Source organism: Arthrobacter sp. LT660, assembly GCF_056172845.1.
The window spans coordinates 891,269-912,329 of record NZ_CM149651.1; the positions used below are offsets into that span (position 1 = coordinate 891,269).

16 protein-coding genes are annotated in these 21,061 nt (G+C 64.3%); 3 read left to right on the forward strand and 13 right to left on the reverse strand.

The window, feature by feature from the left end; all coding sequences use genetic code 11:
* Positions 1-19: 19 nt before the first annotated feature.
* The 6 genes from AC0QSG_RS04085 to leuC form a co-directional block, all read right to left on the reverse strand.
* Positions 20-1,144, reverse strand: a complete 1,125-nt coding sequence (locus tag AC0QSG_RS04085) for a D-alanine--D-alanine ligase family protein (protein WP_475376744.1) — start codon at positions 1,142-1,144, stop codon at positions 20-22.
* Positions 1,141-2,172 (reverse strand): NAD(P)H-dependent glycerol-3-phosphate dehydrogenase, encoded by a 1,032-nt coding sequence (locus AC0QSG_RS04090; protein ID WP_475376745.1) that lies wholly within the window; start codon positions 2,170-2,172, stop codon positions 1,141-1,143. The genes AC0QSG_RS04085 and AC0QSG_RS04090 overlap by 4 nt, the downstream gene beginning before the upstream one ends.
* Positions 2,169-2,924 carry a lysophospholipid acyltransferase family protein gene (locus AC0QSG_RS04095; RefSeq protein ID WP_475376746.1) on the reverse strand — a complete coding sequence of 252 codons (756 nt, stop codon included), beginning with the start codon at positions 2,922-2,924 and terminating at the stop codon, positions 2,169-2,171. Before AC0QSG_RS04095 ends, AC0QSG_RS04090 begins: the two co-directional genes overlap by 4 nt.
* A gap of 7 nt (positions 2,925-2,931) precedes the next feature.
* The gene (murA, locus tag AC0QSG_RS04100) at positions 2,932-4,257 is read right to left on the reverse strand and encodes a UDP-N-acetylglucosamine 1-carboxyvinyltransferase (protein WP_435726760.1); all 1,326 of its coding nucleotides are present in this window, start codon (positions 4,255-4,257) and stop codon (positions 2,932-2,934) included.
* 114 nt (positions 4,258-4,371) lie between these two features.
* Positions 4,372-4,971, reverse strand: coding sequence for a 3-isopropylmalate dehydratase small subunit (leuD, locus tag AC0QSG_RS04105; RefSeq protein ID WP_475376747.1), 600 nt, complete (start codon positions 4,969-4,971; stop codon positions 4,372-4,374).
* A gap of 11 nt (positions 4,972-4,982) precedes the next feature.
* Positions 4,983-6,449: a 3-isopropylmalate dehydratase large subunit gene (leuC, locus tag AC0QSG_RS04110; protein ID WP_475376748.1), complete on the reverse strand. Its 1,467-nt coding sequence runs from the start codon at positions 6,447-6,449 to the stop codon at positions 4,983-4,985.
* 110 nt (positions 6,450-6,559) lie between these two features.
* On the opposite strand from leuC, the gene AC0QSG_RS04115 reads away from it, so the two are divergent.
* Complete coding sequence (locus AC0QSG_RS04115; RefSeq protein ID WP_435726757.1) at positions 6,560-7,279, forward strand: IclR family transcriptional regulator; 720 nt, start codon at positions 6,560-6,562, stop codon at positions 7,277-7,279.
* Between the two features lie 174 nt (positions 7,280-7,453).
* On the forward strand, positions 7,454-9,523 hold the full coding sequence (locus AC0QSG_RS04120; RefSeq protein ID WP_475376749.1) for a hypothetical protein: 2,070 nt from the start codon (positions 7,454-7,456) through the stop codon (positions 9,521-9,523).
* On the opposite strand, the gene istB is transcribed toward AC0QSG_RS04120, so the two are convergent.
* From istB to istA (AC0QSG_RS04140), 4 genes are all read right to left on the reverse strand, one after another.
* Positions 9,520-10,245, reverse strand: a complete 726-nt coding sequence (istB, locus tag AC0QSG_RS04125) for an IS21-like element helper ATPase IstB (protein WP_475376750.1) — start codon at positions 10,243-10,245, stop codon at positions 9,520-9,522. The two genes, AC0QSG_RS04120 and istB, sit on opposite strands and share 4 nt — an antisense overlap.
* Positions 10,246-10,351: 106 nt before the next feature.
* Complete coding sequence (locus AC0QSG_RS04130) at positions 10,352-11,119, reverse strand: ATP-binding protein (protein ID WP_475375122.1); 768 nt, start codon at positions 11,117-11,119, stop codon at positions 10,352-10,354.
* The gene (istA, locus tag AC0QSG_RS04135; RefSeq protein ID WP_475375123.1) at positions 11,119-12,708 is read right to left on the reverse strand and encodes an IS21 family transposase; all 1,590 of its coding nucleotides are present in this window, start codon (positions 12,706-12,708) and stop codon (positions 11,119-11,121) included. The genes AC0QSG_RS04130 and istA (AC0QSG_RS04135) overlap by 1 nt, the downstream gene beginning before the upstream one ends.
* A gap of 197 nt (positions 12,709-12,905) precedes the next feature.
* Positions 12,906-14,447 (reverse strand): IS21 family transposase, encoded by a 1,542-nt coding sequence (gene istA / locus AC0QSG_RS04140; RefSeq protein WP_475375124.1) that lies wholly within the window; start codon positions 14,445-14,447, stop codon positions 12,906-12,908.
* A 166-nt stretch (positions 14,448-14,613) separates the two neighbouring features.
* Here istA (AC0QSG_RS04140) and AC0QSG_RS04145 point away from each other — a divergent pair, with 166 nt between their 5' ends.
* Complete coding sequence (locus AC0QSG_RS04145; RefSeq protein WP_475376751.1) at positions 14,614-14,892, forward strand: hypothetical protein; 279 nt, start codon at positions 14,614-14,616, stop codon at positions 14,890-14,892.
* Between the two features lie 39 nt (positions 14,893-14,931).
* On the opposite strand, the gene AC0QSG_RS04150 is transcribed toward AC0QSG_RS04145, so the two are convergent.
* From AC0QSG_RS04150 to thiL, 3 genes are all read right to left on the reverse strand, one after another.
* Entirely contained in the window at positions 14,932-18,504 is a 3,573-nt protein-coding gene (locus AC0QSG_RS04150; RefSeq protein ID WP_475376752.1) for a hypothetical protein, read from the reverse strand.
* A gap of 794 nt (positions 18,505-19,298) precedes the next feature.
* The gene (locus AC0QSG_RS04155) at positions 19,299-19,730 is read right to left on the reverse strand and encodes a hypothetical protein (protein WP_435726754.1); all 432 of its coding nucleotides are present in this window, start codon (positions 19,728-19,730) and stop codon (positions 19,299-19,301) included.
* A 313-nt stretch (positions 19,731-20,043) separates the two neighbouring features.
* Positions 20,044-21,039, reverse strand: a complete 996-nt coding sequence (gene thiL, locus AC0QSG_RS04160; RefSeq protein WP_475377270.1) for a thiamine-phosphate kinase — start codon at positions 21,037-21,039, stop codon at positions 20,044-20,046.
* Positions 21,040-21,061 lie beyond the last annotated feature (22 nt).

Genomic DNA, 21,061 nt, shown 5'->3' on the forward strand with positions numbered 1-21,061 from the left:
CGGCCCGAGCCGCGAAAGCCTAGCGCAATCCGGTCCGACGGTTGAGGGCAAGCCAGATGAGCTCGTCGATCAGGTCCGGGTAGGCCATCCCCGTTTTGTCCCACATCTGCGGATACATGCTGATCGGAGTGAACCCGGGCATGGTGTTGATCTCGTTGATGACCCAGCCGCCCGCGTCCGTGTAGAAGAAGTCCACCCGGGAAAGACCCTCCGCTCCGACGGCGTCGAAGGCCGCGGCGGCCAGCCGGCGGACCTCGTCCACGGCCCCTTCGGGAAGTTCGGCCGGGCAGCTCAGCTTGGCCGCGGCGCCGTCAACGTACTTCGCCTCGAAGTCGTAGAACTCGTGGTCGCCGGCCTCCATCGCCACCTCGCCGGGAAGCGAGGTGCGGGGCACCTCGTGGCCGCGGCCCTCCAGGACGCCGCATTCGATCTCGCGACCGTCGATTCCCTGTTCGATGACCACCTTGGGGTCGTGTATCCGGGCCGCCTCGACGGCTTCGCGGAGCTGTGACGGGGAATCCACGCGGCTGATGCCGACGGACGAACCAGCCCGCGCCGGCTTCACGAACAGCGGATAGGTCAGGGAACCCGCGGCGGCCAGCGCGCCCTCGGGATCGCGGCGCCATGCCTTGTCCGTAATCACCACATAGGGCCCGACGCGGAATCCGGCGGCTTCGAAAACCACTTTCATGTAGTGCTTGTCCATGCCGATGGCACTGGCAGACACACCCGAGCCGACGTACGGGACGTCGGCCAGTTCCAGCAGGCCCTGCAGCGTACCGTCTTCGCCGAAGGGCCCATGCAGCAACGGGAAGACGATGTCCACACCGCCGAGGCTGCGGGTCTTCCCCCCATTGGTGTGGGCCACGAGTTCCCGGCCCTCGGGGACGATGTCCAGCCGAAGGGTTTCCGGTCCCGCCAAAACCTCGGGAGCCTCCCCGGATGCCAGCGACCAGGTCTCCGGGTCGGCGTCGACCAGCGACCAGCGTCCGTCGCGCGTGATTCCGATCGGCACGACGTCGTATTTTTCGCGGTCGATGGAATGCATCACGCCGGCCGCGGTGACGCAGCTGACGGCGTGTTCGGAGGAACGCCCGCCGAACAGCAACGCCACGCGCGTTTTGGTGTTGTTCTCGGCATTCATGCCTTTTCCCCTTCGGATTTAAGTTCGCGGCCCAATAGCCGGGACGCCATGGCGTCAACGGTCAATTCGCCGTCCAGCACGTGCACGACTGCCTCGGTGATGGGCATCTCGACGCCGAGGCCGCGCGCCAAGTCCAGGACCGCCGGCCCGGATTTGATGCCCTCGGCCGTCTGGGTCATGGCGGCGTTGACCTCGACCAGGGTCAGGCCCTCCCCCAGTAGCCTTCCGGCGGTGCGGTTGCGCGACAACGGCGAGGAGCAGGTCGCGACGAGGTCGCCGAGGCCCGCGAGTCCGGACATGGTCTCCAACTGTCCCCCGAGGGCGAGAGCCAGCCGCGTGGTCTCTGCCAGGCCCCGGGTGATCACAGAGGCCTTCGTGTTGTCGCCCATGCCGCGTCCGTCGCAGATCCCGACCGCCAGTGCAATGACGTTCTTGACGATTCCGCCGACCTCCACGCCCACGAGGTCCGTGTTGGTGTATGGCCGGAAGTACTCCGGAGTACATGCCGCCGCGATCCAGGCCGCAGTCTCCGCGTCCGTACACGCGACGACGGAGGCGGTGGGCTCCTCGCGGGCGATCTCCATGGCCAGGTTCGGGCCGGAAACGACGGCGATGGCGTCCATTGGCCAGTCCAATTCGTCGCGAACGACCTGACTCATGCGCGCATCCGTGCCACGCTCCAGCCCCTTCATGAGGGACAAGACGACGGCACCGGCCGGAATCGAATCCCGAACCATTCGCAGTTGGGAACGCAGCGTCTGGGCGGGCACCGCCAGAACCACCAGATCCGCACCGGCCAGGACCTTCGCCGGATCGTCGCTGGCCGTGACGTTGCCCGGAAGGACGATCTCGCCCAGGTAGCGCGTGTTGCGGTGGTGGTTGTTGATCTCGTTGGCCACTTCGGCGCGGCGGGCCCAGAGTTGCACGTCCGTATTGGAGGCGGCTCCGCAGTCGGCCACGACCTTGGCGAAAGTGGTGCCCCAACTGCCGGCTCCCAGAACGGCGATCTTGTTGGCGGCAGGCCTCACTCGTTCGCTCCCGGGCCGGTCTGGAAATCCCGACCGGACATCGTCTGGCCGTGCGCCGCCGGATCCCAAGGAGTCTCGGGCGGAACGCCGCCGCGCAACTCAGCCACTCCGGCTGTCAGTGCGGCCATGATGCGTGCGGTCGCCTCTTCCAGGACCGACCGGGTCATGGGCTTGTCCGCAAGGTCGCTGAGGTCCACGGGATCGCCGAGCCGCACGCGGACCGTTTTGCGCGGAAAGGGCCGAAGGCCCTTACCGTAACGCGGGAAGACCTCCTGCGCACCCCAGTGCGCGATGGGTATGACGGGCGCTCCGGTTTGCAGCGCCAGGCGTGCCGCGCCTGTGCGGCCGCGCATGGGCCACTCGTCCGGATCCCGGGTCAGCGTCCCCTCCGGATACACGATGACCACGCCACCCGAGTCGATGAGGTCGCGGGCGATCTCCAACGAGCGGCCAGCACCGACGCTCGAGCGGGCGACGGGAACCTGACGGCTGGCCCGCAGCACCGATCCGACCACGGGCAGCTTGAACAGCGATTCCTTGGCCAGATAGCGAGGGAGGCGTCCGTGCGCGTAGAGCGCCTGGCCGACCACCAGCGGATCGATCTCGGTCACGTGGTTGGGACAGGCGATGAAACCACCCTCGGGCAGTCGCTCGAACCGTTCCCACTTCCGTCCCATCAGTGCGGTCATGGTAGGACGAATGATGCCCGCCAAGACGGCGAACACGGCCTTCGCGCCGGTCGTTTCCCTCATGGCCGCCCTAGTCGGTGGAGTCGAGTTCGACGCGCGCACCGAGACCCTGCAACTTCTCCAGGAACTTCTCGTACCCGCGGTTGATGAGCTCGATGCCGGTCACCCGGCTTGTGCCCTCGGCCGCGAGGGCCGCTATCAGGTGGGAGAACCCCCCGCGTAGGTCAGGGATGTCGATGTCCGCTCCGTGTAGCTGAGCCGGGCCGGTGATCACGGCCGAGTGCTTGAAGTTCCGTTGTCCGAACCGGCAGGGCACCGCGCCCAGGCATTCCCGGTGCAACTGGATGGTGGCCCCCATGCGGACCAGGGCATCGGTGAACCCGAAGCGGTTCTCGTACACCGTCTCGTGGACGATGGATACGCCGGCGGCTTGCGTCAGCGCAACCACCAGCGGCTGCTGCCAGTCGGTCATGAATCCGGGGTGGACGTCGGTTTCGAGCACCAGCGGCTTCAATTCGCCGCCGGGGTGGTAGAAGCGGATGCCGTCGTCTTCCACCTCGAAGGCGCCCCCGATCTTCCGGTAGGTGTTGAGGAAAGCGGTGAGGTCCTCCTGGTTGGCGCCCTCGACATAGATGTCGCCACGGGTGACCAGCGCCGCGGAGGCCCAGGAAGCGCCCTCATTGCGGTCCGGGAGGGCGCGATGCCTGTAGCCGCTCAGGTGGGCCACACCTTCGATCCGGATCACCCGGTCCGTTTGGACGGAGATGATGGCGCCCATCTTCTGCAGGAGCGCGATGAGGTCCATGATCTCGGGTTCGACGGCGGCGTTCTTGAGTTCGGTGATGCCATCGGCCTTGACCGCGGTGAGCAACACCTGTTCTGTGGCGCCGACGCTTGGATACGGGAGTTCGAGCTTCGCCCCCTTGAGTCCGTGCGGGGCCGAGATGGCGATTCCGCCAGGGCGCTTGTCCACGACGGCCCCGAACTGACGGAGAACGTTGAGGTGGTAGTCGATCGGACGGTCCCCGATGCGGCAGCCACCGAGATCGGGGATGAACGCCTCGCCGATGCTGTGGATCAGCGGTCCGCAAAACAGGATCGGAATCCGCGAGTCGCCGGCGTGCGCGTCGATCTCCTTGGACGGAGCCGAGGTCGCGCCCTGCGGATCGAGCGTCAGGTCGCCTGTGGCCGGGTCCTTGTCCACCGTAACGCCGTGGATGGTGAGCAGGCTTGTCACGATCTCCACGTCCCGGATCTCCGGAACGTTGCGCAGGACGGAAGGGGTATCGGCCAGAAGCGCCGCGACCATGGCTTTCGGCACCAGATTCTTGGCGCCCCTGACTTTTACTCTTCCAATCAGCGGAACGCCGCCGTGGATAGTCAGGACTTTGCCCATGAAAGAAATACCTATCGTTGGAGTGGCCTCAGGATCGCCGGAGGTTCCCCGTAAGCATACAGCCCGAGCTTGTGGAGGCGGCTGTGGCGGGGCCCGCGGGGCGGTGTCCGGTAGTCAGGATTTGGCGGGGAGCGTGGCCGGAAGCCATGCGGGACGCGCGGCTTCGAACGAGGAGACGTCGGCCTCGTGCTGCAGCGTGAGACCAATGTCATCAAGGCCCTCCAGGAGGCGCCAGCGGGTGTATTCGTCGATCTCGAACGGAGCAACCAGCGCACCACAGGTGACGGTGCGGGACACCAGGTCGACCGTGACCGTGCTGCCCGGGTGGTTCTCGAGTTCCTTCCAGATGAGTTCGACATCCGCCTGCGCTACCTGGGCGGCCACCAGTCCCTGTTTCCCCGAGTTTCCCCGGAAGATGTCGGCGAACCGGGAGCAAACGACCGCCTTGAAGCCGTAATCCTTGAGCGCCCATACGGCGTGTTCCCGCGAGGAGCCGGTGCCGAAGTCCGGTCCGGCCACGAGGACGGAGCCGGCGGAATAGGGCTTGCGGTTGAGGATGAATTCGGGGTCCTTGCGCCAGCCGGCGAAGAGCGCGTCCTCGAAGCCGGTTCGAGTGATCCGCTTGAGAAAGACGGCCGGAATGATCTGGTCCGTGTCCACATTGCTCTGGCGCAGCGGCACGCCGACGCCCGTGTGGGTGGTCAACTTCTCCATGGGTGCGCTCCTTAGGCTGCGGTGGTGGAAGTGACGGCCCGGGTGGCCGGTGGGAGGTCCGAGGGCGAGCTGAGTGTGCCGCGGATAGCGGTGGCCGCGGCGACAACCGGCGAGACCAAGTGGGTCCGGCCGCCCTTGCCTTGCCGGCCTTCAAAGTTCCGGTTCGACGTCGAGGCACAACGCTCCCCCTCGGCGAGCTGGTCCGGGTTCATGCCCAGGCACATGGAACACCCGGCGAAGCGCCATTCGGCGCCGAAGTCCTTGAAGACACGGTCCAGTCCCTCGGCCTCGGCCTCGAGCCGGACACGCGCCGAACCGGGCACCACGATCATCCGGATGTCGGGGTCCTTGGTGTGTCCCTGGATGATGGCCGCGGCGGTCCGCAGATCCTCCATCCGGCTGTTGGTGCAGGAACCGAGGAACACGGTGTCCACGCGGATGTCCTTCATGGGCGTGCCGGCCTCCAACGCCATGTAGTCCAGCGCGCGCTCACAGGCGGCGCGGGCGTTCTCGTCCTCGAAGTCTTCGGGTGACGGGACCGCTTCGGAGAGCGAGACGCCCTGCCCCGGATTGGTGCCCCACGTCACGAAGGGCTCGAGCCGGTCGGCGTCGAGGAAGACCTCCGCGTCGTAAGAGGCCGTCTCGTCGGAACTCAGGGATCCCCAGTAATCCACGGCGGCGTCCCAGTCGCTGCCCTGCGGCGCGTGGGGCTTGTCGCGGAGGTAGTCGAACGTGGTCTGGTCGGGGGCTACCATGCCGGCGCGGGCGCCGGCTTCGATCGACATGTTGCAGATCGTCATGCGCGCTTCTATGGACAACGCGCGGATGGCGGAACCCCGGTATTCGAGTACATACCCCTGTCCCCCGCCGGTTCCGATCTTGGCGATCACCGCAAGGATGATGTCCTTCGCCGTGACACCGGGCTTGAGCGTGCCGTCGACGTTGATGGCCATCGTCTTGAACGGCTTCAACGACAGCGTCTGCGTCGCCATCACGTGCTCCACCTCGGAGGTGCCGATGCCGAACGCCAGCGCGCCAAAGGCGCCATGGGTGGAGGTGTGCGAATCGCCGCACACCACGGTCATACCGGGCTGCGTCAGACCGAGTTGCGGGCCGACCACGTGGACGATGCCCTGTTCCTTGTCGCCCAGGGAATGGAGTCGCACCCCGAATTCGCGGCAGTTGGCGCGCAGTGTTTCGATCTGGGTGCGGCTGGTGAGGTCCGCGATCGGCTTGTCGATGTCCAGGGTCGGGGTGTTGTGGTCCTCCGTGGCAATCGTCAGGTCGGGCCTGCGCAGCGGACGTCCGGCCAGCCGAAGGCCCTCGAAAGCCTGTGGGGACGTGACCTCATGCACAAGGTGCAGATCGATATAGATGAGGTCGGGCTGTTGCGCCGCCCCAACACCTTCGCCCTCGCGCACGACGTGCGCGGCCCAGACCTTCTCCGCCAGCGTCTGCGCTGGTGTGCCACCGGACATCTCGGGTTCCCTTCGTCAAAAAACCTCTTGGTCTCAACTTAATCACCCGCTCGTTGCGAGGGCCAGAATTTCAACTTGCATCTCATAATGTGAGACGGCAATATCATTCTATGGACACTTCTAGCGGCGTTGGCGTTATCGATAAGGCAGCCATGGTGCTCGACTCCCTCGAAGCCGGCCCCACGACCCTGGCACAACTGGTTTCCGCCACCGGCTTGTCCAGACCCACCGTGCACCGTTTGGCCCAGGCCCTCGTCCATCACCGACTCGTGGGCAAGGACATCCACGGCCGGTTCGTGCTAGGGAGCCGCTTGGTCGAGCTGGCATCGGCCGCCGGCGAAGACCGCATGATCGCCGCGGCCGGCCCCATCCTCGTTCAGCTCCGGGACGCGACCGGTGAGAGCAGTCAGGTCTTCCGCCGGCAAGGCGACTCGCGAGTCTGCGTTGCCTCCGCCGAACGTCCCATCGGCCTTCGGGACACCATCCCGGTGGGAACGCAACTGTCGATGAAAGCCGGGTCGGCGGCACAGGTGCTTATGGCGTGGGAAGACCACGAGCGGCTGCTCGAGGGGCTCAACAACGCGCGCTTCACACCCACCATTCTCGCCGGTGTTCGCCGCCGCGGCTGGGCGCAGAGCCTGGGAGAACGCGAGCCGGGCGTCGCTTCAGTGTCCGCCCCCGTACGCGGCCCCTCCGGACGCGTCATCGCCGCCGTGTCCATCTCCGGTCCGATCGAGCGCCTTACCCGCCAGCCCGGACGCGTGCACTCTGAAGTTGTCGTATCCGCAGCCTCCCAACTCAGCGCCGCGCTGCGAAAAGGCAGCGACTGACGGCCTCCCAGCTGGTCCCGGGTATCCGCGAAATCCAAAAGACGAGAGATGGCATATCGCCGGTCGCCGACTGGAGTCCATCGGACGGCCGTCGCATAGACTCTAGTCCGCGCCCGCAAATGGGCGTGTCCGGCCCCTCTTGCGCATCACCATCGATACCCATAAGGAACCTTGATGACGGAACCATGCGGCATTCCGACGAAGCTGGATGATCTGGCAGCGGCGGGAACCGTTCCACCTGGAAAACATCACGTTCGCCACGAAATCCGTCTTGGTGTTTACGTTGACGCCCTCGTGACCGCACGGCCGAGCGCAGAGGCGATCGTCTGCTTCCTTCCTTCCGCGCAACCCGTGGCGTCTCCGCAAGCGAATCCCGTCTTCCACAGGTGGACATGGGAAGAAAGCTTCCTGGACGCCCACGTTGTCGTGCTGAGCGACCCGGCCCTGTACGTTTCCGACAACGTCCATGCCGGTTGGTTCATTGACCAAGACGACGACTTCGTGGCACACATGGCTTTCGTGGTCGCCAAGTTGGCCAAGTCGCTGGGTGTGCCACTCGCCAACGTCGTCACCTACGGCTCCTCCATGGGCGGCTACGGGGCCCTGATGCTGGCAACTGAACTAAGGCACCCGGTTGCGGTCGCCGAAGTGCCTCAACTTGATCTGCGAAAGTATTCGATCCAGCGCGCCTTACGCGTCATTGAGGATCGACTTCTCAGCCAGACGATCGACGAATTGTTCAAGACGGCGCCTGAACGAATCAGCGTTGTCGAAAGGATGAAGGCACGCGGAGTCGTTCCGCGATTCAAGATCGTGACGAACCGGCTGGATACTGGCCACGACGAATTGATCGACCTGCAGTCCAGCCTCAAGAGGGCAACCGACTTCGCCACGTCGATCGGGGATTACGAGATTCAAACGACTTCGAACGCCATTGGTCACAAGCCATTGCCGCGAACTAAAGCGACCTTGGTCATCCGATCGGTCTTGGGATCGCTCCTAGAGATTAACGACGTGCCCGCAGCGAAGCCCCCCTCCAGCTCCACGACCTCCAGTGCCAGCGGGACGCAGACCTTTCGGGAGGTTCTGGACGAGGCAACTGGTGTTATCGCTTCCATCCGTTACATCCGCGACGAGCCGGATACAGCGAAATACCTCCGCGCCAAGGAGCTGCTCTACCGGGCAGCGGAGTTGAATCCCGCACACGATTGGCCCTATCGGCGCCTCTGTAGTCTCATTAAGCTGTGGAAGAACACCTTCGACAGCGAAGTACTGGCAGCGGCCGAGAACGCTTTCGCCCGCGGACAGTCCCTGGAGTCGTTCATCTACTGTTGCCGCGGCTACCTCAGCAATTTCGGGTCGGACGTCGCGGCCCGTCGGATTGAGGAACTCATCGGGGAAGCGAACGACACGCAGACCGCAAACGTGGGACGCATCTTCCTCTCGGTATGCGCCTACGAGGCCGGTGAATTCGATGAGTACGCGGCTCTGATCGGTCAGTTTCAGTCGCATCGGGCGGATGGCTTCGAACCGTATATTGCCATTCCGGTGTCCACTGTAGTCACCGCATCTGCGGCGGAACTCACTCTCGACTCCGATTCGACGTCGATTCTGGACGCCGACTTGAGCGTTGACTGGGCGGCCCCGGAAGGAGCCAAGTACATTGTCAGCGCCTCGTGCGACGAAGGCTATTTCCATAAATACGCACGGTTCCTCGTGCAGTCTTTCAGCCTGACGTGCTCAGAGGAAGCCGTTCTTCACTTGGCGGTGATATCGGACAACCCTACTGCGGTGAGGGAGGCTCTCGCGGCCTGGGATCCCCAGGGCGTCGTTCTCTCCGTCGTGAGCCTCGATGCCGGGGACAACCTAGGACCGATAGCATCGCTGATCCGGTTCTCCTTCGTATATCCGCTGCTGCGCAAATTCGTGCGCCCGGTGGTGGTTCTTGATTTGGACACGGTCATTACGACCGGTTTGGCCCCCCTCATTGAAAAGCACGCCGCCGCCGACATCTGCTCGCGAATCCTGGGACAGGGAGTAGCCCCCTGGGAAAAATACACGGGCGGTTTTGCTGTGTTCAACCCGACAGCGGCAGCTGGACAGGCCTGTCAATGGCCAATAGTTTGTGCCCATGGGCGGCCAGCAGAAATGCCCGCTGGTGGCCATGAAAACTGCCCACTCATGGCCACCAGATCTGCCCACCTGATGTTCGGTGGCGTTGGCCATGTTGGGGTCGGGGTTTAGTTCATTGGCGTGACTCCTTTTCCGGCCAAGGCCTGGCTGAGTCGGATTGAATCTCCTGATGTCTGGCAGACGTGGGCGTGGTGCAGCAGCCGGTCCACGGTTGCCGTTGCCAGGGTTTTAGGCATGAGCTCGTCAAAGCCGGCAGGATGCAAGTTTGAGGACACCGCGATAGACCGTTTCTCATAAGCGGCGTCGACGAGACGGTAGAGTCCCTCCGCCGCGTCAACGCCGACCGGCAAGAGGCCTATGTCATCGACCACCACCAGATCTGCGCGCAGGATCCGGGCGACGACTTTGGTGACGCTGTCATCGGAACGGTGGGCGCGCATGAGAGCGCCGAGGTCCTCGAGGCGGAACCAAGCGACCCGCAGTCCGGCTTCGACGGCCTGCTGCCCGAGGGCTTCGAGGAAGAATGTCTTGCCCGTGCCGGAGGGGCCGCAGATCACGACGTTCTCCTTCCTTCCGATCCATTCCAGCGTCCGCAGCGCCTGCTGCGTCGGCGTGGGGATCGAGGATGCGGCGGGGTCCCAGGTGTCGAAGGTTTTCCCGGTCGGGAAGCCCGCGGCCTTGCGCCTGGCGGCAAGCATGGAGCGGGATCGACCGGCGACTTCCTCGACGAACAGGGCCTTGACGACCTCGGCCGGTTCCCAGCGCTGGGCGCGGGCAGTCGCGATCAGCTCCGGCGCCAAAGCCCGCGCGTGGGGCATCTTCAGCTGCCGCATCAGCTGGCGAGTAGCGCTTGCTGGTAGCGGTAGTCCATTTAGTCGGTAGCGCGGTTCTGGCGAGGTGGTAGCGGCCCGGGCGCTGTGTACCCGGGCCGCTCCGGTGTTATTCCCAGTAGTCCTGGTGGGCGCGGGCCTGGTCGTTTTGGTGCCTTCGCATATCGATCTGGCCGAGGTTGATGATCCGGGCGTTGTTGGCGAGGCGGTTCACGATCGAGTCCGCCGCGACCCGATCGGGCAGTTCGGCGATCCAATGCGCCGGCCCGGTCTGCGAGGCGATCATCGTCGGCAGCCGGTGTTCGCGGTTCGCGAGGATCGCGAACAGGTCGCTGGCGGCGTCGCTGTCGATGCCGACGGTGAGGAAGTCGTCGATGATCAGCAGGTCGATGTTGGAGAGCTCGTTCAGCAGTTTCTGGTGGGCGATGCCGTCGCCGCGTGCGATGACGAGCCGACGGGCGAGGTCGTCCATCCGGAAGTAGAGAACCGAGTGTTCGCTCTGGCAGGCGCCGATGGCCAGCGCGCAGGCGAGGTAGGTTTTCCCGCCGCCGGTGGGCGAGATGATGAGCAGGTTCGTCGCGTCGGAGCGCCAGTCGTGGGCGGCATAGCGTCGCATCCGAATGGGGGTGATGCCGCGCCCGTCGCGGTAGTCGACCTCGGCGACGGTCGCGCCCGGGATCGGGAAGGCGGCCTGGCGGATGAGTTTGTCGACCTTGTTGATGCGCCGGGACTCAAGGGCGTCGTCGACGGCGGTTAGGAACAGCTGCTCGGGGGTGAGGGTGTCGTTGCCTTCGTCTTGGATGAGCTCTTCCAGCCGGGTCGCGACGTGGGTCACGCGCAGGGCCCGGAACTTGTCATAATCGATGCTGGTGAACATCACTTCCCCTCCTCGTCGCGTGCATAGTGGGAGGCATCGCGAACATAGACGTCTGGCATGGTGTCGCGGAAAACGACGGTGCTGACGCGTTTGCGTGTCGAGGCCGCCGGGACCTGCGGCCGAGGCTTCTTCGCGTCGCTGTCGATCGCCGCCATCAGACGTTTCAGTGTCGAGTAGGTCGGATGGGCGCTGCGGTTCACGAGTTCCTGGCAGGCCGCCTCCAGCCGTTCCCGGTTGTTTTTGCCGAGCCCGTCCAGGACGTTCTGGCAGGACAGGTAGCCCTGCGCCTCAATCACCTGGCCGTCGAGAATCTGCTCGATCACCGTGACGGTTGCCGGCCCGACGCTGCGCGCCCGATCGGTGAACCACCGCCTGGACCACAGCCCATCGATATTGCGGTGCTGCGGCGGGACATGGCCGGGCAGGGTCGAGTACTGGCCCTTTCGGCCGGTCAACCGCGGGTGTTCGCAGAGCATCTCGTGCCCATCGAAGACCGTCACCCGGGACGAGGTCAGCCTCACCCGCAACAGCTTCCCCGCCAAAGCGAACGGCACCGAATACCGCTGCGTTTCGGCGGTGACGTGGTAATTACGGCCGGCCTTCAGTTCCTTCCAGGAGACGTCTTCGAACGCAGCGTCCGGCAACGGCTCGAGGAACTCCCGTTCCTCGGTGTCGAACCTCTCCCACCTGGTCGTATCGTCAGCGCGGCGGATGTCGTGGTTGATCTCCCGCACCCGCTCCTCGATCGCAGCATTCAACTCGGCCACGGTCGTGAAGACATCGTCGTCGAGGTAACCGATGACGCGCTTGTTCACGACGTTCACCGCGTTCTCGGCTGCGGCCTTGTCACGCGGGCGCTTAACGCGTGCCGGAACGATCGCGCACTGGTAATGGTCGGCGAGCTGCTGATACCGAGTATTCACAACCCGCTCCGCGTCACCCTTGTGGACTTGGTGGGTCGAGGTCGTCGGGTTGTCCGGAACGACGATCTGCGGAACGCCGCCGAAGAACGTGAACGCCTGAACGTGAGCGTCGAGCCAGGCCGGGGACTTCATATCCGCGTAGGCGCGGCAGAAGATCACGCCCGAGAAAGGCAGCACAGCAACGAACAACACCGCCCTGACCACCTCGCCGGTGATCGTGTCAACGACGTCCATCGTGTCGCCGGCCCAGTCCACCAGCATCGCCCGGCCCGGCTCGTGCCGGAGCACCGCCACCAAATCGTGGGTGCGGAGATAATCGGTGAACAGGGCGCAGAACTGCGAATACCCGTACTTCTTGCCCGCGTCCTTGGTATCGACGTAACGGCGCCAAGCCAACAGCAGAGTGAAGTGCCGGTTCTGTTTCATCGACGCCAGCACCTGCGACAGGTCGGGCTGGACGTACTCCTCTGATACCTTCCGGCGCCCGTCGGGGAACCACTTCGCGAGCTCAGTGTCGGTGATCGCACCCACCGAAGTGACACCCCGGCCCTGGATCTCCTGCCGAACCCGGGCCACGTCGCGATGCGAGCACCCCGCGATCTCGACGACTTCGCGGTAACTCCGCCCCTCCAGCAACAGTCCCAATATTTTCCGATAGTCCACCATGAACCCGCCCTTAACAATGAAACGACAACGCCGAATGCGTTGTCCCTTCACAGCAGAGCAGTACATCAACCGCCAGCGCTACCGTGTACCCGGAAACGTGCTACCAACTCGACGGACTACCGCTACCACCAAGCGCTAGGTGCCAATCAGCGCCTCCAGCTCCGCCGGCAAGGCCGGTGCGGTGACCGGGACCGGACTCATGCGCTTTCCTCCAGAACGGCGGCGGCCTCGGCGGTTGCGGGTGGCTGGCCGATGGCTGCCCACCCTGCGGTGCCTTGGGTGAGTGACTGGGTTTCCCTGGCGGCATGGGTGGTGGTGCGTGAACCCGCTGCGTTCAGGATCGAGGTGAGGTCCTTGTTCGCGAAGCGGCCATGGATGGCCGCGGTTCCCAACGCGTGATCGACTTCGGACTGCCCGGCGATCTTGGCCAGGGCGACGGCTTCGGCCATCTTCACGTTCATCCGTGCCGTCCCGGCGGCTGCGGCCTCGAGCAGCCAGGTCCGGGCGCCGTCCCCGATCGCGAGGAACTCCGCCTCCGCGGCCGTCCGGGCCTTCGCTGTGTAGTCGCCAGGGATCCTGGGCCGGTGGTCCGGGAAGTGGGCGTCGTTGATCGCCGGGCTGCCGGGCCGGGCGCGCCGGTGCCGGGCGACTTCCACCGGGCCCTGGCTGCCGTGGTGGACGACGATGACCTGTTCATCGGGTCCGGCGCCGTGGGATCGGACGAACACCCCCGCGCCGAGCAGATACGCCGGGACGGAGTACTGACCGTTCTCGAAGGTGACCATCGGCGTGTTCTCCGGGACGGACCGGGAGAGGCCGAACGCGACCGTGTGCGCGGTGTCCGGGATGCGGTGCAACCGTGGCGCTTCCTCGGTCAGCATCGCGGCGGGTTTTCGGCGGGTAGCGCGGTGCTCACGGTGGTTGACCTCATCCATGAAGCCCTGGCACGCCGCCTCGATCTCGGCGAAGGAAGCGTATTCGGGGCGCAGGTTGGTGTCCTTGGGCACGATGTCGGCCTTGGCGAGTTTCACCGAGGACTCCACGCCGCCCTTGGACGCGGGATCAGCCGGCTGGCAGGTCAGGACCGTCACGCCGTAATGGCGGGCGAACTCGACCGTCTGCTGGTTACGGACAGGGACCCCGGCGACGTGGGAAACGGTGACCGTTTTCTCGTTGTCGGTGAGGACGTAGGTTGGGGCGCCGCCCACGACACGGAACGTGCGGTCCAGCGCCGCGAACACACTCGGCGCCGTCCGGTCCCGCAGGACGATCACGACCCGGAACCGGGACCACGCCAGCCATGCCACGAACAACACGGTCTTCTTGCCCTCGATCACTGGGCCGTCGCCGAAATCGTACTGGATCCACTGACCAGGTTCGGTCACCCAGGGGCGGTGCACCCGGACGTGGCCGAGCCGCCAGGCGGCGCGGACCTGCGCGACTGCCCGGCGGGTCGAGCGTTCCGAACCCTCGTAACCGAGGGCACGGAGTTTCTCGTGGGCTTTATCGGCTCGGATCTTGCCCTTGGAAGCCTCGATCCATTCCTCGATCTTGGGCAGGAACGCATCAGTGACCCGGCCCCGGTAGGCCGGCTCGGCGATCGGCTGACCGGCGTCCCGGGCAGCGACGTGCCGGGCGACCGTGTGGTGCGAGCAGCCGGTGAGTTCCGCGGCGGCGCGCAACGAACCCGTCAGATCATACGCAGCAAGTATTTCCATGATTTCTCCGTCAAACTTCATTAGGGCCTCTTCCCGGGCGACTTTGGTGCGACTAGACACCGTTATCAAACCCCGGGAAGAGGCTCCCGCCGCTTAAGCAGCAGGGCTACGTCAAAGAAGTGGGCAGATCTCACGGCCACCAACGGGCAGTTTCCATGGCCGTCAGTGGGCAGTTCCGTGGCCGCCTATGGGCAGTTTTTCATGGCCGCTAACACCGGCCGCCGGTTTCATCGCTGCAGCGGCCGCGAAAACGGCCGTGTCGGGCAGCAAACAATGGTGGATCGATCAGAACTGCTTCGAGGCCGGCATCCGCCTGGCCAGCCAAGACCCACGCGGAATCTCGGTCACAAACGTCTATACCGAACGAGACGCTTTCTGCGTCATGCCCGTGGGTTCCGGCGATGCGAAATTGCACGTTTTGGAAAGGGCCATGAAAACGGTATTGATCACGGCCAAAACCAACTAAATGACGAATCGAAGAGGCGCTATTGCGCCTTGTTCCGAATCACGAATCGGGCGCGAGTAGCCACGTCATTGGGCGTCCGGCCCCGGCGTTTGATCGATTCCGATGCCGTAATGCGATGAGCGTATTCGCATCGCCCTCAGTGGCCAGCGTTCGACCACGGCCCATTTCGGGGCGCCAAGTCTGGGCACCAATGCTGGACCACTCGCCAAACCGCACCGCATGGAGCAAGTCCTCGAAATAGGTGGGGCGTCCTTGGACGAGTCCGTCAGCTATCCACTGGATTGACTCGTCGAGTTCTTCGACGGCCTCGACGACGCCAATGCCGGCTTCCTGCAGGCGGTCCCTATGGACGCGTGGCAGTTCCGATGCGGCGATGGCAACGGCCGAAGGCCGGTGCGTTTGGGCGAGTAGGACATCCAGTTCCAGATCGCCCACGGATTCGAACCGCAAGGCGTAAGGCGGCAGGCCCTCAAGACTGATGGGAAGTCCAGCGGTTCGGAACATCAGTGTCAGTGCTTGATCCGCCAGGTGAGAGCGCGCGATACAGCGCAACTGCTTCCATGCCTCGTCGAGTCGGGCACCCTCGTCTTCCATCCAAACCGCGAGTCTGTCATCCCAAAAAGCAGCATCACCCGTCGCTGGAATATCCCGCAGCTGATCGCTGATGCCGCGGCCAAGTCCGCTGAGCACCACTCCGCCAGACGCCGCGATCTCGACGACGCGGCGGGAAAACATCGTCGGCGAGTCCCGAGCCGAGTTCACGTTGATATTGACCGGGTGTGTTTTATACAGCTTGAGAACCTCTTCATAGGCAACGCCTGCCTTGACGAACTTCGCCAGTTCGGGCGGAAAGTGGTACGGCGAATTCGGAACATTGACCTGCCGGTCGTAAATGGTCAGCCCGTGCCGTGCCGCCCCCTCAAGCATTGCGTGGAGTTCGATGGACCGATCCCTGAACCTATCGCCATAGTACGTACCTGCATACGAGACGGAGTGCTCGTATGTTCTGTCCGTCGGCAATGGATGGTGGATTTGCGGTTGAGCGTAGAAAGGCAATGCGGACGCGGTTTGAATCGAACTTTCTGGAAGGCCGAGATAGGCGGGTACCCGGTCGCCGTCCGTGGTGAACACATGATCGGCCAAGGCCGCCGTTCCCGCGAAATTGGCGAAATGCACCGGGTCCTCCTTGTTCCAGAACAGGACGGGAATACCCCTGTGCCGCGCGACCTCGATGATTTTTTGCAGGTCGCCGATGCCTTCTTTCGAATGTGCGACCCCGCGCCGCCACTCGTCGTTCGGTCCTTCCCAAGCGGATTCAATGAACAAGCCGTCCAAGGACTCGACGGCCACCTGCAGGTATCCGTCCGCACGCCGAAGCGGAACGGCATCGAACGATCCCGAGACTGTCTGAGTCGTGAACTGGTCAGCGATGAGTCCAACACGCAACTGGCGCAGGCTCCTCTGTTCATGGACATGCGCCATCGACGCGTGGTTTTCCGCGGCCGCTGACACGAGTCGATCGTCAATGGCGCCCGCGGCAACCCCGTCCGCCTCTGAAGTGAGCCATTCGGCTGTTTCCCGGTAGCGATCGGCCGCGGAAGTTCCGAGATCCAAGATGAACGGGACGCCCAAGCGCCGGGAGGCTATAAGGACCGCTGCGGCCACCCAGCAGTCGCCGTGGCCGACTAGGGCGGCAGGCCTGCTTGCCCGGGCCTCACGGACCAGCCTGTCAGCCGAGTAGATAATGAATTTGTCTATGGTCAGCTCGGCCTGCGATGCCGCTTCCCCTGGCGTCTCATCCGCCTGCGGCGGGCGAAAGATAGTCGGCGGATGAAGTTCGAATGCCGCGTTTTCCCTCGAAGCGGCAACCGAGGATCGGCCGGATTCGACTGGCGCCACCCTAACGGACATGGTTTGGCCGGACCGCGTCTTATAGATGGCGCCGGACGAGCGGGCGGGAACAATTCCGGGAGTCGCGGCAATCTTAGCTAGGCCCCGTCTCATGAGAGCCTCCCCGGAGACTGCGGACGGAAGCTCCGCAAAAAGAGCGGGATATTCGTCGATCAGTTGCGCAACACGTTCAGCATGTCCGTCTCGCTGGAGGACGCGCACCAGGCGTCCCAACCGGTCGGCGTCCTGGCGCTGTCCGAAGAGAATCTCGACTCTCCCTGCCTCAATGCGCCGTGACGGAACGTCCTGAAACCTATTGCCCGCCGTCCTTATGAGGATCAACCACGACCGCGACAAGGACCTGAGGTCGTAGCGGACGGCATGGAGCTGTGCGCGAGCACTCGTTTCTTCATACGCTCGTTCGGACTCGTTGACCGCGTGGATGTAATCAGCCGCTGCTGCCGTATCTCCGTGCAACCATTCGTCGCCGAAGATCTCGGAAGCCCCAGGGCGATCCCAAACAACGGGAACAGCTCCGGAGGCCATCCCCTCCACCGGGGCCAGATGGAACGTTTCCCGCGTGCTAGGCGATAACACCCAACCGATTTTTTGGAACCACCGCCCCATATCCGGGCCGAAGTCATCGAAGGACACCCTGGCACGGAGGGCCGGGTCGACGAGCAGCCTCTCGTACAGGGCTTCGTAGGCGTCTCGGACGGCGTCGGATTTCCACATCCAGCTGTATTCCCAAGGATTCCTTCCCCGCAGATGAAGCGTGTACCGGGCGTCCCGCTCCAGCAGGTTTTCGAGTAGGTCCAGGGCGCGATCCGGCCGCTTGAGAATCGGCACGATGCCCGCCATACCAAGGTGAAAGCGGGCTTCGGGGAGTTTTCCACGGTCCAAGTCGGAGCTGTCAATCATGTTGGGAACGACCGATGTCGGCACATCTTCCCACCCCAAGTCCTCGACGACACGGCGGCGGAAGAACTCCGAAACGAATACCACCGAATCGATATTGTCGACATTCAGGTCGCGGATGCAATCGAGATTGACCTCGTAGCCATGGAAGCGGACCAGAAGCTTCTGGTGCGGCAATTTTTCCCACGAATACCACACGGCGTTGTGCGATGCGAACTCGCAGATAATGACGTCCGCCCACTCCAAACACGCCCGACTGGCGTTCGGATCATGGAGATCCTGTGCATCCCACTTGTCGATCCGTACGTCGAGGTCCCGCCGGAGGGTGAGCTGATCGACCAGCTCGCCCGCAAACTTGAAGTCGTGTCCCGCGAGTAGAACATTGAGCCGTTCTGGTTGGAGTTCGACTGCGGAATAATCGGCCGTCTGCCTCTCGAGGACGGCTGCGAAGTGCTCGCCCAGTTCGCCGCTCGAAACCGTCCCACCCGTATCCGACGTATGGGTCCATGGAAGCACGATCGTTTTGCCGGCTGCCGCGGATAATCGCGACTCCACAACTGAACGGATCCCCTCCGAGGGCACCACCACCTTCCGGCACAAGTCAACAATCTCGCCAATGCGTTCCGTGCCGAGGGACTCCACCCCGTCCCAGGAGGCTACGGCAAGTGTCGGCCACATCCGATCCAGGAGCACTTCATTGCCCCTCCCTGCAAGCGCCGTTTCCGCATCCGCCGGTAGGACAACGTCGCAGTCGAGAACCTCCGCGACAATCGCCAGATGCCAGGCAGCGTATCTGGGGAGCAAGCGCCCTTCCTGAAGGTGCCGTGCCGGAAGCCGCGGTCGGATGCTCACAACGTCCCCCCCCGCCGCCGTCTATGCACTCCGCCGTAGTCAAGCGAATGATCTGTACGTCCGGGGAACTCAGGTTTTCGGCCAGCCGCGGTGGCGCCACTTCCCCTCCGCCGGACGGAAGCACGCCGTGGTTGTGCTGCCCGAAATTTCCGCGGTCGTGTGCCAAATCGTCGAAAACCAAGACCCGGTAGCGGGCCCTCAGGAGTCTCATCATGGTCCGTGCGGTGAGCACGTTCGGCGTGCCTGTGCAATGCTCGGCTGCGCTGACGAAGACGAAAATCTTCGCGGCCACTTGGGGGATCGCTTGGATGAGGGCGATCCGCGATAGTTCATCGTCGACGAGGATAAGCCGAGACGCGCGTCCGATGGCTTCGATGGCGCCCTCGCCACGCGGCCATCGCCGCAGTTCTTCGGAGAGGGGCTCGCCCGGAAGCCAAGAGACAATGCGTCCATTCATCGCGGCGTTCCCGGCAAGGCTCCACGCCGTGCGCATCCCACGGACCAGGACCAGGTTGGCGCGTCGTCTCGTCGCCTCGCCAACGGCGGCCCATGCAATCCTCTGTGGGGTCCTGCCTGCAGCCGGACTAATGAAAACCCGACGAACCGGCCCATCGCCATCCGGCGGCAAACCCTCACCGGCTGAGATAACCACCGGGGTGGCTCCGTTACTCGAAATCTCGGCCGTAAGTTCGTCGATCAGGCCTTCGTGCCCGGAGTCTTCGACGCAAACCACTACATCACGGTCGTCACGAACCATTCGTTGATCCACCTTCCTCGAACGCCTTCTCCGCGAACTGCTGAGCCAAGTGGTAGATCTTGCGGCGCCGGGGGCGTTCGGGAAGCTCCGACCAAAAGTTCTCGTTCGGGAAGCAGTGGCGCGCGGCTGCACGTAACCGTTTGGTGTAATAACGGTCTTCGCCCGGCCCGTCGATCATGATCATCGCGCATTGCGCCTTCAGGGACCATTTCTCAAGCCTGTTGATCAATTCAATGAGCGCCCCACCGGCCTCATGTTCCGTGCCGAACCAAGGACCGGCGTTCAGTGCCGCCCGCTCGATGAGGATAAATTGCGGCCTATGGGCGTCCACCGACGCCACAACCGTGTCCGGGTAGAGCGGAAGGGTCGGGTAATACCTTGCGACCTCGGATTGCGATTGGTCCGTGGCAATGGTCGCCACCACTTGCGGTATGGGTTGATGGGCCGTCGTTCGCACGGGCACCCGAAGAAGATCCTGGGGACTATCCGCTGCCGGGTTTGGAGGTAGCGGAGTTGATGACCTGCCTGTGCGGATGCTCCGAGCACGGATGCCCACCAATTCCTCGTGCACCTTGCTCCCCCATCATTCGCCGCAATCACCGTGGGCTGTCGTGCACGCGCCCTGTCGGTGATTCTAGCAACGCGGAGTGCCGCGCGTTGCCACGCCACACGCGCCGGTTTTCGTTCGAACAGGTGGAGGGCGCCCGCGGAGGCCAGGAGCGCGAACCATCCGCCTAGCCCCCTGTACCGCCGGCGGAACGCGCCGCGGTGAAGTGGTCCCAACCCGCTTCCCCTATCACCGTGCCTCCAATCCGGACCTCGCCATGGCCGCTTGCGGTTGACCCGATGGCGCTGAAGCCGACCGGCAGGTGGATAGCCGCCGGAAAGGTGGCCAGCAACGCGAAATCCTCTCCGCCGTGGACGACCCACCCGAACGGATCCGTCTGCAGAAGCCTCCCCGTCGGCCCTAGCTCCTCCGCGTGTAGGGCAAGCGCCGCGACGTCGAGTTGCAGGTCGACGCCGCTGGCTCGGGCCATCCGCGGGGCGTCTCGCGCCAGACCGTCAGACAAATCCATCATTGCGGTCGCCCCGCCCGCGGCGGCCAGCGGTCCCGCTTCCAGCGGCGGTCGCGGCCGTAGCTGGAGATCGATCAGCCGGCGATGCCGTCTTTCGAGTTCCGCCTGCGGCAGGGCCGATTCCAACAGCGCAAGCCCGGCCGCCGCGGCGCCCAGCCGTCCGCAGACCGCCAGGACATTCCCGGGGCGGGCTCCGGAGCGGAGAACCGGTGCGTGGCCGCCGAGGTCGCCGGTCACCGCGGCTGTCGCTGAGAGCTCGCGCCCGCGGCCCAAATCCCCGCCAACGATCGCGCAGCGGTGCGCGCCAAGAGCCGCGACGGCGGCACTGAAGCCGTCCGCAAACCCCTCCACCCAGTGAACTGGGGTGTCGGACGGCAGTGTCAGACTAATCACGGCCGACGTCGTCACCGCCCCCATCGCGTTGATATCGGACAGGTTCTGGGCCGCCGACTTCCATCCGACGTCATAGCCGCTTCCCACGGAGCCGTTCGGCCAGAGAAGCCGGAAATCCTGGTCCTGCACCACCGTGTCGATGCTGAAGACAAACCGCCCATCGGGTGCCTCAACCAAGGCTGCGTCGTCGCCGGGTCCGACCTCTACCCTGGCACCGCTCAAGCGCGGAAGGATGCGTGCCAACAGGCCCCGCTCCGTCATGCCGCCGACGAGTACAGCGGGT